Consider the following 12,897-nt stretch of genomic DNA (forward strand, 5'->3'; position numbering starts at 1 on the left):
CTTCGGATTTTCCCCCGCTCCACACCGTGCGTGAGACTTTCACCTCACACGGCGCTCCATCAATTATTTATAAATTTCATTTTACTTAATCTTTTAGTTAGAAATATTCATTTGTTTAATGCATTTTCAATTCAGAATTGTTAATAAGTTTTCTCAATTTGTTGAGTTTTTCCAATTGCTTTTCGTTTAAATTCCATCGGTTTAATATGATGCTAATAAAATTACCGTCTGTCGCATGAATAAGATAATGTATCTCTTTATGGATAATTATCAAGTTATGATAAGAATCATCTTTTGTTTTCGACCATAATTCCTTGTGGTGACAGTGCACATCTTCTAGCACTAGTTCTATCCCACTCACTGCACATCTACCTTTCTGTGCTATGAATAATGATAAACGATTATCATTATATTCTATACTGGCTCTTTCACTTATAATTGGATGCTCTCTCAACCATTGTATTTTCCATTCTTCAACTGATTTTTGTGTTTCATGTATTAGTTTTCTACCTTCTACAGTGTATATGTTTATATTTCTTTTTCGTAGCCAAGATATTTTTGTTTGGACATAGTCTATTGGTAAAATGGGATACCCATTTAGGTACCTTACCATTTTTGATGACATATATTTTCTTATGCCTTTGTCCTTACCATCATATTTCCCACGACTTGTTAAGCCTTCTCTTTTAAAGCGATTGTAGAAGCTTCTCATCATCTGGTACCCAATCACGTTAAAATCCCTATTCACATGTGTTGCTTTATTATAGTAATTATGTATTCCAATTACCATACAATTGTACTTTCTTATTTCTTCCTTTAATGTACTTTCTTTTTCAGCTTTTCGTATGCATTTCATTTGTGCTTTTAATGAACCTTTTATTCGTTTCTGTGCTTTTGCTGAAACATGCGAATGACAGACATGTCGATTGCTTTTTTCAACTAGCCTTAAGCTAAACCCTAGGAATTCGCTACTTTCTTTCTTCAAGTTTGTTACTTTTGATTTCTCTTTTGATATCGGTAATTTCAGTCTTTCTTCCAACCACATTTCAATTGCGTGATATATTTTATTTGCAGTTGAACGATTGCGACAGAATATCTTGAAATCATCACAATATCTCACTATATACATTTCTTTCAAACTTGTTTTGTTTCGTAGTTTCCTGTAACTATTTGCTTTATCTCGAACTCCCTTTTTATTGAACTGTGGTTTCAATTCCTTACAGTCTCTTTCTTCCCACTGATTAGCTATCCACCAGTCAAACTCATTCAGATTAATATTTGCCAATAACGGACTTAATACTCCTCCTTGTGGTGTTCCTTTGGTTGGAATTATCGTTTCTCCTGTGGGCATTACTATTGGAGCTTTTAATATTTTTCTAATTATTACTAATAACTGCTTATCCCGTATTCCTAATGTCCATATTTGTCTCATTAGTTTTGTGTGATTTACTTCATCAAAAAATGATTGTATATCCATGTCTACTACATATGACATTTTTGTATGATTCATTCTATACATACAAACACCTATTGCATTTTCTGCTGAGTTTAGAGGACGAAATCCATAACTATGTTTATAGAATTTGGCTTCACATATTGGTTCTAATACTTGTAATATACACTGTTGGGTTATCCTATCCCATATTGATGGAATCCCTAAGGGCCTCATTTTGCCATTTTCTTTTGGTATCTCTACCCTTTTTACTTTTCTTGGTAGATATCTTTTAAACCTCTTTTGAACTTTCCGTATAAACTCTTCCTGTGGCAGCTTTTCTAAATCTCTTATGGTTATTCCATCAATCCCTTCACTTTTACTTCCTTTATTTCTTTTAATCGTTCGATACGATAAAAGTATATTTGCGTTAGAACTAATGGTATCCATTAATTTATGAAATATCGCTCCTTCACTACTTCGTTTATAGAGTTCGTCAAATATTTCTGTCATTCCATAATATTCACTGTAACTAATACTTTGATTCTTTAATTTTCTATTCTCTTTTCTAACTTTTGTATTCATGGTTTATCACTCCTCTCGTCAGATTCGTGACCTTTTTAGTCCTACTAGAATCCATGAGCTGTGATTAAGTTTCATTTATAAATAATTGACTTGTGGCTGTTCCTCTGGTTCCATTACAGAACCTTCATTGGTCGTGCCACTACTCTCACTAAAGATTCAGAAAAGTTATGATTTCCTTTTCTTCGCTTCTTTGATTGTGCTACCTCCACGTCTTTAGCTTTCAACGTTCCCTTAACTCTATCAATGTTTAAACTTAGGTGCTTGCTTTACCCCACCAACTTATCATATGCCTGTAACATATCAAGGACTTTCATAAAACGCATTTTTACTTATCCTCAAGTCAGTTTCACGTACATTTCTATACGCAAGGCCTTGGAGCGTACATTCGCAAGTTCGTCAGACTTTTTAGTCATTCTCACCATATTTAACTTTTTATGACTCCCGGCATATAGGTTACATATCCTACCTCTAGGACACTTTCGTTAATTTCTTATTACGGTAACTCTCTGCCGTCTTTACCGAGCTTCATACAATAAATATGCACTTATTAATTGCATGTCGGAGTATTAGAGGAAGCGTTTCAAGGCGTTACCCTATCATTCCACTTCTCAAGTTAAGAGTTCTCCACTCTTTGTTTTTTTTCTCCCTTCTTTTATTTGAGTGTGCATAATCTTTTCAATTATGAACGTTTCGCACGAGTCTGACCTGGATCTTCTGGATCGTTATGCGAAATCAGTGGTGTTTCTGTTTCTACCTCAACAATTGTATCCTCAGTTTCCTGAACAAAGAAATCCTCGCTAAAGAAGTATCTGCCTTCTTCAAGTGTATGAGCTTCTGCCAACAACTTGCTAGTAAATAATGCATCGGCTTCTTCAAAAGTAACATTTCTATAGACTTCTTCCAACACTACTTTATGATTTCCGTTTCCACTTTCATCATATAACCAGTATCTTGTATGAATTGTATAAATTAGTTCTGTATCAATATTCTTTACATCACTAATATCTGTCATCTCATTATCAATACTTGGATCTAATACTTTCGCATCATTAATTCCTGTAGCTGTAGTACCAATCGTTGGTTTTGGCTTATTGTAGAAATCAATTGAATAAGTATTTCCTAATCCTTCCGTGTCATCATTGATAACCACATGGATTACTTCTTCACTTAGATACCATCCTTCTGGTGCTGATGTTTCAACTAAGTAACCTTCAAAAGTATATGGAAGGTCGTTTAAAACTGCTTTTCCTGTTTCTGGATCTGTAGTTAGTTGTGCAATCTCTTGCGTTAGTTCTGCATCTGCATATAGCGTCCAACCAAACTCTTCACCTATCACAACTTCATCAGTGTATTGATTCTTTTTAACTACTTCTAAATCGGTACGAATAACTTTGTTTTCTACTTCACGTTCGATTTCGATTACTTTAGTTTTGTTGTCATCTTCATCTTTTGTGAACGTTACACTAAAGTCCTCGGCTTGCACATACCCTTTAGGATAAACAACTTCTTCAAAGTTTAGAGTTGTTCCTTCTCCATACCCAACATAAATATCATCCATGAATAAATCTGCATCTTCATTGGCATAGAACAACCCATCTTCACTATCAGGATTTACGTATTGCTCTCCAGCAGTGTGTAGAACTGTCTCACCATCATAAGTAGCAAGTACATCGTTTTTAAACGTTACTTTCCATCCACTCTGTAATACTTCATCATCGTATAAACCTTCAACTCGTTCAAATACCTTTGTAAGTTTCATGCTTCCTGTAGGAGCTTCATTTGTAACTCTAACAACAAAGATTGGTTTACCATCCACATTTACCTCATGTGAATTTGAAGAAGTAATCGTGAACGGAATTCTTTCATCTTTATCCAAGTAACCTGATGGTGTACCTGTTTCAACTAGTTCATAGTCACCAGCTGGAAGTACTTTGTTTGTAATTAGCAGTCCATCTTCTGTAGACCATTCATCAATTACTTTATTTCCAACAACTTCTGTATACCATTCATCGTTTGTTTTATCCCAAATTTGGAATGTTGCTGGGAACGTAATCAACTCACCACTTGCTTCATCTTGCTTGTATACTTGAAGATAAGAAGTGTGTAAATTGTTTCCTACAATTGAATTAACAATTTGTCCATCATAAGAAATTGTTCTTGTGAACTCTGGAGATAAATCCCAGTTTTCATTTCCTGCTTTTATTTGAGTGAATGTATAAGTACCTGCTGGTTGGTTTTTCACCCATGCAACTCCATCTAATCCAGTTGTGACAGTAATTACTTTTGCATTTTCTTTTCCAACCTTTGCAATTTCGGATGTCAAACGAACTTCCCAAACAGATCCTGGTTCTGGCATCTGTAATCCACTTTCTCCAGTATTAACAAACTTTTGAATACCAAAGTCTCCACGCATTACTTTATTTGCAGAAGTAGTTTCTCCTTTTACAACTGCAGTCGCATTATCCACATATCTTAAATCAACTATATGTTTTTCAGTATCTAATAAATAAAGAGTTGATGCTTTCTTTTCTACAAAATAATATCTTCCCGGCTGTAACCCTGATACTGTCATTGTAAGATCCGATCCAATTGTTTCCGTTTTGATCAATTGGTCTTTCTTTAATGTTTGTAATCCTGTAATTTCATCATAAGTATCTTCATATGCACGGAATTCAAATTCCGCATCATCTAAGCGACCATCACCCAGTGGTTCTGTCCCACCAGTATCTTTATCTACTTTATGTAATATCGCTGTACCAGTTACACGATTATTTGTTTGGCTAAATGTAACAGTTTGATTTGGTAAGATTGTAACTTTGTAAATTGTCTTATCAATTGTAAGAGGTGCTCTTACTGCAGTTTCTTGTACATACACATCACCAATATCAATACCAGTTTGTGTGATCGACCCATCTGCTCCTGTTGTTAGAGTTGCAAATGGACTACTCATATTTGAATTTGTACTTACGTTAAATGTAACTCCAGATACTTTATTTCCTAAGTTATCAACTTTTACAATTTGTAAGTCTCCTTTGCGTAGATTAGTCAAATTAAAAGGTACTACATCAGGATCGGTAATCCCAAAACTTCCAGTTTGCTGTGACCCTGCTTTGTTGTAAACCATTGATAATCGCTTATATTGACCAATTTCTTTTTGAAGTCGAATACCAATCGTATTATCAGTAGTATTATTATTTGTTATTGTTAGTACGCCATTAGAGAATGTTGCATTAACTCCTGTACTGGTACCATTGACAGTCCAACCACTAGTAATACCATTGGTAACATTATATGTCTTTGTTTCTCCAGACTTTATTGTTCCATCTCCGAAATTGAATGTTGGTTTTGTCCAAAAACTTGTAGCTTTTGCTTCAAACTGTGAATAATAATTTGAAAGATTTGGCACATCAGTAGAATCAACTGTAAATCCATGGGAACTACCATACATAATTGTATGTTGATATAGTTGCCATGCACTATATGTTTGATCATCCATAGCTTCAATATTATTAGCAACCGCAGTTCTAGCTAGTTTTGTTTTTATTGCATCCATTACCATCGGATCGCTATTATAACCGCCACCAGGTTGCGTCATCGTTGCTGGGTCAAAGCATGTATTTAACAATCCATCTGCATAAATACGATCTAACTGCGCATAACCACTTGTCATTCCATTAATTGGTGTTGTTGATGACCACGAGTAATTATACCCTGTAGACGATGTTGTCAAGTTCCCTATTGCTGCAGCTTCCACATTTCCCAAAGTACCTGCAAACATTCCAAACGTAACAAGTAAAGTTAATAAAATTTTAGATATTTTCTTTTTCATTTTTCTTGTTTCCTCCATTCATGAAAAAAAGCGACTTATCGTCGCTTAGTTATTTTAATCTTCTTATTATACTAAATATATTTAAGCTGGGTCCACCTCCTCCTGCTCCATTACTTTTAAATCCACTCATTCTAATCCTCCTCTCAAAAGAAAAAGCCGATGATTATCACCGACTTTAATTTATTTATTGTTTATTTATTGAAATGTCCATGTAACTGAATATTTAACATTTACAATTTCTCCTGTACTTGTATAACCATATGCTATTTGTGTTGTAATGTAACTTGTAATGTCTGAATATCCAAATTTTGCAGCATATTTTCTTGCAGCATCCCAATCGTTAAATATAGAATCAGCCCAATCAGCTGCAGCAGTGTCTGTATCGAATATTTGCCCTCCTAATGGTGTAGGAGTTAATTGTACAATTGGCTCTGATGGTGCTGGAGTAGGATTGCTAGGAGTTGTAGTTATTCCTCCTGTACTTGTGCTACCAGTTCCACCAGATGTATTTGTACTATCTCCAGTTGTTCCTGCGCCTGAACTATCTACAGTTCCAGATGTTGTAGATTCTTCATTTGTTTCTGCATTTGTTTCTTCTGCAGTTGCTTTTTCCTTTACAATGATTGTTATATCTTTAACTGTTTCATTGTCATATGCATCTTTCGCAGTTACTGTAGTTTTGTACTCGCCAGCTTTCGCTAAATCTACTTTTGCCATATCTAATGAAACTGTGGCTTCACTTAAATCTTCAATCTTAAATTTAGTTGTTAGATCCTCAGTTGAATTTTGCTCAACTTCTATCTTATCTTGAAAATCAATAAATTCCGGAGCTGTTGTATCTTTTACTATAATTTTAAAATCTAAAGTTTCATCTTCATATTCTGCAGTTCCTCGATACTCACCTACTGGCAATCCATCAATTTGGATTGAATTTTCAATAATTACATACGTTACCATATCAGATAATTCTTCTCTTACCATTTTTTCGTCATCAATATCTGCGGCTAATTGTGTATTTTGTATTAAATTCTCATTTTCTGTTTTTAATACATCTTCTGGGCTCAGTAATATTTCTTCACCAAACTCAAATACAAATTTATCTTTCTTCAATTCAAACTTAGGCTTATTATTTCCACAAGCAACAACACTTGACAACAAAATAATTCCTAACAAAATTTTAATTTTTCTCATGATTTTTCTCCTATTTTCCTTTTTTACTTTGATATTTGTGCCGGTGACCGGCACAATTCTTGTTGTTTTCATTAAATATAGGGTTAAAACAACCTAAATTCATTGTTTTTACCTCTAGATACACTAAACTCATTATACATATTTTAACACATTTTGCTTTGGATAAACTGTTGAATTTTTTTGCGAAAACTTTGTGTTTATTTTGCAAAAACTTTGCATTTATTTTGGGTGCATTTTCATTGATGTTCACACTTCACCTCTAACTGTAATAATATCGCAATTGAGAAGTACGCTTCTCTTAAAAGTTTAAATACTGAATATTCTGAAACTTGCATTGTTTCTATTATTCTATCATTTGACAACATTACAATATATTTCAGGAAAAGTACTTCACCCTCTTTATCATTCAATCTATCCATTGCTGTTAACACTTCTTCAATCTCAGCATAACGTTCATCCTTCTTTTCTATTTGATGAAGTATCTTTTGTGAGTGATTGCTGTAGCCATTACTTTGTACATCACTCCCATACGAAACCCCTGGTATTTGATATCCTGCACACAATAAGCGATAGAGATCACTAAAGTGTTGCATTCTCTTTTTTGCTTTCTTAATCGTCTCTTTTCGGTCCAAACTTTCTATATAACTACTCATAAACCCTCCAGTCCTTTTTTTTTGCTATTATCTTATTTGCGCTGGTGACCGGCACAAATTTTCTTTACTTCATTTTACAAATTACTGATTCTATTTAAAATCTCTACACATGCTGATTCAACACCTGATAAATCTTGTTCCTGTAAGGTTGCTTTATCTGCTTTTTCTACAATATCTATCATCTTTGATAATGACTGCTCCAAACTTTCAATGGTATTTTTTAGATATCTTTCATCATTGATCAAGTTCAAATATAATTCTTCTTGATCTTGCTCAATATCTTTATTCATTACTTCATCTTCATCAGCAACAAGTATGCCATCTTCTTCATCGTAATCCAAAAACTCTATATCTTCTTCTGCAGTAACTGCTTCTTCATATTCTTCTGAATCATCTGCAATCACCTCATCATCAATTGTGCCACTCACTGGCACAATTTCTTTGTCTTGTGCCTGTTTGTGTTCTTTTATAGTTTTTAGTGATAGATCATCATTCTCTTCAATGAACATTAATTGTTCTTCATCATCCAGTGATGAGAGTTCTGCAGCTGCGCTTATTGTTAATTCGCCTTCCTCAATTTTCTTTCTTACTTCCGGAATTGCATTATTAATTACCTTCTCATATACACCAACTTGGGAACTTTTTAGTCCAACTTCTTCTGCAATTAACTCTCTAATTCTTCCTTTTAGTTCAATACCTTGCTTTTTTCTTTCATTGAATACGTGGCGTAATTCTTCAATACAAGATAAGTATTCAGCTGGTGTATATGGATCTGTTTGTAGATTATTTAATATCTTTCTTCTAGCTGCGTCTAAATCATCCATTTCCTCTATCTTACATGGAACATATTTAAACTCTTTATGCCCTTGATCAATCAACATATTTATAGCTGCAAATCTTCTATGACCTGCCACCAGTTCATAATTATAAACATCGTTATCCTTAATTGGTCTAACTAGCAGATTATGCTCGATTCCATCAGCTAGCAGATCTTCTGCCATACCTTCAATATCTCTCAATTCACGGTTTTTATCTGCTTCTTTGATTTCGTGATAATGAATCATCTGTATTCTAGTTTCATTCTTCTTCGTCTCTTTCACAACATCTTTTGCGAAATCCTTCAATATACTTCCCATCTTATAGTACCTCCATTACTTCTTGCGCTAACTTTATATAGTCTTTTGTCACACTCGCTCGTTTATATCGTTTCGAAAGTGGGATCTGTTTTGCTCGTGCTCGCTTAGGAGCATATTTATGATAATGAATCCTTGTTTTAAAATTATAATTCTCAAGTGCATCTTGTAACATATCCAAATCCTCTTCTGTGGATTTTAGTGAATTCACTTTTGTATACAATATTTTAAATATGGTTCCTTCTTTACAAATTGTATTAATCTCTCGAAGTAGTGTCTGCATTCCATCAAGTGAATCCGGTTCCAGTTCACATGGAATAATAACTGCATCACTGGCAACTAAGATTCCAGCAATTAATGCATTGAAGAATGGAGAGGTATCTAAAATGACATAGTCATAATTTCCACTTAACTCATTCATTTTTTTCTGGAAGAGTGATATATCAAACTCTGCAGATGCTAATGTTGGATCACCCGGAATAATATCCATGTACTTGTTGTATTTCAGAATACAATTCTTAAATCGCTTTTGCATGATTACATTCAGAATTGTGCGATCATACGATTTCGTAATGAGTCCTTTTGTACTATTGCACTGTGGATCCATATCTACCAGAACTACTTTTTGTTCTTTTCTTGATAATTCATAAGCTAGATTCTTTGCAGTAGTAGTTTTTCCTACTCCACCTTTTTGATTTGATATCGCTATAATTTTATGTTTCATTTCCTTATTCTCCTTTTAATTAATTTCACTCTGTTGCACATGCCAGTGCAGTATAGAAATAAGTATTTGTTTATTGGAGGGCTCAAATACTTAAGTGAGTTAGGGTATGTATTGACGCCTATACTACACCAGCACCTACAACAGAGTGATTACATGTATATTGTAAACTTATAAATGAACCTTGTCAACATAAAAGTAAATTTATTAATTGTTTAAGTACATTTTCAGATTGACTTTTGTCACTTTATATATCATAATGGTATTGCAAAGGAGCATATTATTATGACATCAACTGATAAAATAAAGTCTCTACTTGCTTTACATGGATTTACATTCACTGATTTAGCAAAGCATCAGAACGTTACCAAGCAAAATATTTCTAACAAAGCTAGTAATGATAGTTGGAGCAAAAAAGATTTATTTGATATTGCAGAGTTAACAGGAACAAAGTTAGCTTTTATTGATGATAAGAACGATTTAACGTTTGTTCTTGCAAAACCTGATAAGGATAAATAGAGTCCTTTATTGAATTGTGCCGGTGACCGGCACAATTTTTTATTTTGCTAGATCATTGTATATAAAATCATCAATGCTAATTTCTAAACATTCACATAACTTAGCAACTGTACGGATGCTGGGATTTGCTCGTTCGCCAGATTCAATTTTACGAATGATACTTTCATTTAATCCAGTTGCTTTACTTAATTGGTAAATACTCATGGTTTTCTTGTTTCTTAATTCTTTTAAATTTACTTTTATTCTCATCATGTGTTTCTCCACTTTGATCTTCATGATATTATCTAAATTTAGTTCATATCTACATAAGGTTTAATGAACAATATTCCAATTTCTAGCTGCAACATATATTAATGAAACTATCAGAAGAAATAACCCAATCCTCACTAATCGTTCTATCCAACCATAAGGGACATTTTCATCACTTACTATAGTCCAATGATTCCCAAATATTTTTGTACTAAATAATATTTGATAAGTACTGTGCCATCCCATCTTCTTTTCTTGCTTATATAAATTTTCTATTAATTTTCGATAATATACTATTAAGATACAATTTGTTTTCACCCTTTCCTCAAATGCAATATTCACTAAAATAATTCTAATTGCATCAAAAACTATAAGGGTTAAAACCAAGGCTATCATTGCTATAATTCCTCTTTCCACAAATACTGGCATCACTGTTGATTCACTCATATTTCCTTCTTTCCAATTGTGCCACTCACCGGCACAATTTTTATTACCCTACTATAAATAAGTTGGTTTCCATTTTTCGTAATCATAACTCTTCCGCTTTCTTGAAGAATTCTATAATCAACAATCCTCTTTTTTCTAATTAACATTGCATTTAGTATTGAAACAATAATCGATACAATTGATATAATTACTGATATTATGTCTATTTTCATTAAACCTCTCTCTTCTTAATTGTGCTGGTGAGTGGCACAATTCTATTTAGTAAAATCCTCATTTACAAACTCGTCAATTGATACTTTAAAATAATCACATATCTTTTTTACTGTTGAAATTTGTGGATCCGCTGTTAGTCCTTTTTCAACTCTTTCTATTACTGTATGTGGAACATCTATAATATTCCCTAGTTTTCTGTAGCTCAATCCCGATTGGATTCGCAAGTATTTTAAATTCTTTGCAATATTCATATTTTTACCTCATTTCGTATTATGCTATAATGTATTTAATTAATTACACATCATTAGGGAGGGATTCTTTTGTATTCTTATTTATTTTTTATTACTCTAGCAGATGTAACTGCTAAATCCCCGGAAACTACTTTATTTAACGCAGATACCATTATGTCTCTTATAGGAACTATTGGGGTTGGAAGTATAATTGCAACCATACTTTCTTATTTTCTCAATCACAAAAGTTCAATAACAGATGTTGATATAAAGAAATTGAATTTCTATAAATATATAGCATTTTCATGTATTTATGATTCTTTTTTTGAAAAACGTGTATGTAAGCAACAAACCTGCTAGAGATTTTTATAATGATCTAAAAAAAGAAATGGCACTGGATGAGGAATACTCTATGCTACTAAGTAAAGTAGCTCATGGACTTTTAATTAAATATTATAAAAATGATTCTACTGATAATTTGGAAAATTAAATAAACGCATTGATAAAGAATTTATAAAAATGTTAAAAAGGCATAAATATCGCTCCTATAGTTTTTGGAATGAATTAGTATTCAATATTGTTTTTTTTGTCCTATTGTTTAGTTCTATTTTCGCAATCCTTTATATTGCGACCATTATTACTACAGCAATCACTGGAATTATTCATCCTGTAGTTATGCAAGACTTACTTAATGCAATTATAGCGTTAGCAATCTGTATCGTTTTTATAGTACCAAGTGCTGCATATGTATACAGACATTCATATATGTTTACATCCTAAAGTAGAAGCTTCTTAAGTAAATACTCTAATGTATATATAAAAGTTGGAAATACAATTATACTCATTACTATTATAAATACTATAGATTTCCAAGTATCCTCTTCTTCTGTATATGTCACCATACATAGAGCTAATACTCCTGGAATACTCCCACAACATATTATTTTCATTTCAGGAGTTAGAATATCATTTATTGTAATCATTCTTATCATCTACCTTTCTTAAATGTGCCACTCACTGGCACATTTTTTAGTTTGTTTCGTACTAACCTACTCATACGATATTCTTTCTTTTGATAATTCAGTAAAGCACTCTTATTTCCTTTGATTTTTTTCATTTCCAATGTGTTCACTTTATTAAGGTCATCAATCGCTTTTCGCACATGCTTTTCATACATGATAAGACTCCTATTGATCAGATTAATTTCTTCTGCAGTTAAATCATTTTCATCAGTCTCAATCACACTTTTTTTAGCACTTTGCTTTTCAATGATATCCTGTAACCTGATAATCTCCTTACTAATTTCTTCTGCAGTTATCAATAACTCTTTCTTTTGTGATTTTGGCATTTTATCTAATGCTCCTGTTGGATCTGGCATTTGAATCATTCCAGTTCTTCTATACATATAAGCCAGATGTAATTGATAAGTTGTATATTTCCTCAGTTTTCTTTTTGCTTCTGAAACATCCATATCTGCTACATCCTTTCTAAGATGTAATACGTATTCTTTGCACTTTTACGTTTTGAGGTATCATCTTGCTTTTCATATATTACAACAGTGAATCCTTGTGTTTCCAATTCATCAATTAAATTTTTCTTTCCTACTCGTTTCACATATTCACCACCAACTGCACAATTTCCATATTGCTCTAAATTTCTTGGTATAAATGGTTTTAGTTTCATTTTCTACTCCTC

At 32.9% G+C, this 12,897-nt stretch carries 14 protein-coding genes; 2 read left to right on the forward strand and 12 right to left on the reverse strand.

The window, feature by feature from the left end; all coding sequences use genetic code 11:
• Nucleotides 1-115: 115 nt before the first annotated feature.
• The 6 genes from ltrA to J2S15_RS16030 all read right to left on the reverse strand — a co-directional run bounded on the left by ltrA (nucleotide 116) and on the right by J2S15_RS16030 (nucleotide 9,547).
• A complete protein-coding gene (ltrA, locus tag J2S15_RS16005) occupies nucleotides 116-2,017 on the reverse strand; it encodes a group II intron reverse transcriptase/maturase (protein ID WP_307410143.1) in 1,902 nt (633 codons plus the stop codon).
• Nucleotides 2,018-2,696: 679 nt separating this feature from the next.
• Nucleotides 2,697-5,846: an MSCRAMM family protein gene (locus J2S15_RS16010; protein WP_307410144.1), complete on the reverse strand. Its 3,150-nt coding sequence runs from the start codon at nucleotides 5,844-5,846 to the stop codon at nucleotides 2,697-2,699.
• 195 nt (nucleotides 5,847-6,041) lie between these two features.
• Nucleotides 6,042-7,037, reverse strand: coding sequence for a hypothetical protein (locus J2S15_RS16015; RefSeq protein ID WP_307410146.1), 996 nt, complete (start codon nucleotides 7,035-7,037; stop codon nucleotides 6,042-6,044).
• A gap of 236 nt (nucleotides 7,038-7,273) precedes the next feature.
• Nucleotides 7,274-7,690, reverse strand: coding sequence for a sigma-70 RNA polymerase sigma factor region 4 domain-containing protein (locus J2S15_RS16020; protein ID WP_307410148.1), 417 nt, complete (start codon nucleotides 7,688-7,690; stop codon nucleotides 7,274-7,276).
• A 74-nt stretch (nucleotides 7,691-7,764) separates the two neighbouring features.
• A complete protein-coding gene (locus tag J2S15_RS16025) occupies nucleotides 7,765-8,826 on the reverse strand; it encodes a ParB/RepB/Spo0J family partition protein (protein ID WP_307410149.1) in 1,062 nt (353 codons plus the stop codon).
• A 1-nt stretch (nucleotide 8,827) separates the two neighbouring features.
• The gene (locus J2S15_RS16030) at nucleotides 8,828-9,547 is read right to left on the reverse strand and encodes a ParA family protein (RefSeq protein ID WP_307410151.1); all 720 of its coding nucleotides are present in this window, start codon (nucleotides 9,545-9,547) and stop codon (nucleotides 8,828-8,830) included.
• Between the two features lie 282 nt (nucleotides 9,548-9,829).
• Between J2S15_RS16030 and J2S15_RS16035 the strand changes: the two genes are divergently transcribed.
• Complete coding sequence (locus tag J2S15_RS16035; protein ID WP_307410153.1) at nucleotides 9,830-10,063, forward strand: helix-turn-helix domain-containing protein; 234 nt, start codon at nucleotides 9,830-9,832, stop codon at nucleotides 10,061-10,063.
• Between the two features lie 39 nt (nucleotides 10,064-10,102).
• Here J2S15_RS16035 and J2S15_RS16040 read toward each other — a convergent pair whose 3' ends face one another.
• The 4 genes from J2S15_RS16040 to J2S15_RS16055 all read right to left on the reverse strand — a co-directional run bounded on the left by J2S15_RS16040 (nucleotide 10,103) and on the right by J2S15_RS16055 (nucleotide 11,223).
• Nucleotides 10,103-10,312, reverse strand: a complete 210-nt coding sequence (locus J2S15_RS16040) for a helix-turn-helix domain-containing protein (protein WP_307410154.1) — start codon at nucleotides 10,310-10,312, stop codon at nucleotides 10,103-10,105.
• 63 nt (nucleotides 10,313-10,375) lie between these two features.
• Nucleotides 10,376-10,759 carry a hypothetical protein gene (locus J2S15_RS16045; RefSeq protein ID WP_307410156.1) on the reverse strand — a complete coding sequence of 128 codons (384 nt, stop codon included), beginning with the start codon at nucleotides 10,757-10,759 and terminating at the stop codon, nucleotides 10,376-10,378.
• Nucleotides 10,756-10,971 (reverse strand): hypothetical protein, encoded by a 216-nt coding sequence (locus tag J2S15_RS16050; RefSeq protein WP_307410158.1) that lies wholly within the window; start codon nucleotides 10,969-10,971, stop codon nucleotides 10,756-10,758. The genes J2S15_RS16045 and J2S15_RS16050 overlap by 4 nt, the downstream gene beginning before the upstream one ends.
• A gap of 42 nt (nucleotides 10,972-11,013) precedes the next feature.
• Nucleotides 11,014-11,223, reverse strand: coding sequence for a helix-turn-helix domain-containing protein (locus tag J2S15_RS16055; RefSeq protein WP_307410160.1), 210 nt, complete (start codon nucleotides 11,221-11,223; stop codon nucleotides 11,014-11,016).
• Nucleotides 11,224-11,292: 69 nt separating this feature from the next.
• On the opposite strand from J2S15_RS16055, the gene J2S15_RS16060 reads away from it, so the two are divergent.
• Complete coding sequence (locus J2S15_RS16060) at nucleotides 11,293-11,562, forward strand: hypothetical protein (protein WP_307410162.1); 270 nt, start codon at nucleotides 11,293-11,295, stop codon at nucleotides 11,560-11,562.
• A gap of 628 nt (nucleotides 11,563-12,190) precedes the next feature.
• Here the strand turns inward: J2S15_RS16060 and J2S15_RS16065 are convergent.
• Entirely contained in the window at nucleotides 12,191-12,673 is a 483-nt protein-coding gene (locus tag J2S15_RS16065; protein ID WP_307410164.1) for a hypothetical protein, read from the reverse strand.
• 5 nt (nucleotides 12,674-12,678) lie between these two features.
• Nucleotides 12,679-12,885, reverse strand: a complete 207-nt coding sequence (locus J2S15_RS16070) for a hypothetical protein (protein ID WP_307410166.1) — start codon at nucleotides 12,883-12,885, stop codon at nucleotides 12,679-12,681.
• Between the last annotated feature and the right edge of the window lie 12 nt (nucleotides 12,886-12,897).

This window comes from Breznakia pachnodae (assembly GCF_030814225.1).
GTDB classification, from domain to species: Bacteria; Bacillota_I; Bacilli_A; order Erysipelotrichales; family Erysipelotrichaceae; genus Breznakia; species Breznakia pachnodae.

Coding starts and splice junctions, on each gene's coding strand:
- J2S15_RS16065 (WP_307410164.1), bottom strand. CDS start 12,673: ATGGATGTTTCAGAAGCAAAAAGAAAACTGAGGAAATATACAACTTAT.
- ltrA (WP_307410143.1), bottom strand. CDS start 2,017: ATGAATACAAAAGTTAGAAAAGAGAATAGAAAATTAAAGAATCAAAGT.
- J2S15_RS16030 (WP_307410151.1), bottom strand. CDS start 9,547: ATGAAACATAAAATTATAGCGATATCAAATCAAAAAGGTGGAGTAGGA.
- J2S15_RS16025 (WP_307410149.1), bottom strand. CDS start 8,826: ATGGGAAGTATATTGAAGGATTTCGCAAAAGATGTTGTGAAAGAGACG.
- J2S15_RS16045 (WP_307410156.1), bottom strand. CDS start 10,759: ATGAGTGAATCAACAGTGATGCCAGTATTTGTGGAAAGAGGAATTATA.
- J2S15_RS16070 (WP_307410166.1), bottom strand. CDS start 12,885: ATGAAACTAAAACCATTTATACCAAGAAATTTAGAGCAATATGGAAAT.
- J2S15_RS16055 (WP_307410160.1), bottom strand. CDS start 11,223: ATGAATATTGCAAAGAATTTAAAATACTTGCGAATCCAATCGGGATTG.
- J2S15_RS16040 (WP_307410154.1), bottom strand. CDS start 10,312: ATGAGAATAAAAGTAAATTTAAAAGAATTAAGAAACAAGAAAACCATG.
- J2S15_RS16050 (WP_307410158.1), bottom strand. CDS start 10,971: ATGAAAATAGACATAATATCAGTAATTATATCAATTGTATCGATTATT.
- J2S15_RS16015 (WP_307410146.1), bottom strand. CDS start 7,037: ATGAGAAAAATTAAAATTTTGTTAGGAATTATTTTGTTGTCAAGTGTT.
- J2S15_RS16010 (WP_307410144.1), bottom strand. CDS start 5,846: ATGAAAAAGAAAATATCTAAAATTTTATTAACTTTACTTGTTACGTTT.
- J2S15_RS16020 (WP_307410148.1), bottom strand. CDS start 7,690: ATGAGTAGTTATATAGAAAGTTTGGACCGAAAAGAGACGATTAAGAAA.
- J2S15_RS16035 (WP_307410153.1), top strand. CDS start 9,830: ATGACATCAACTGATAAAATAAAGTCTCTACTTGCTTTACATGGATTT.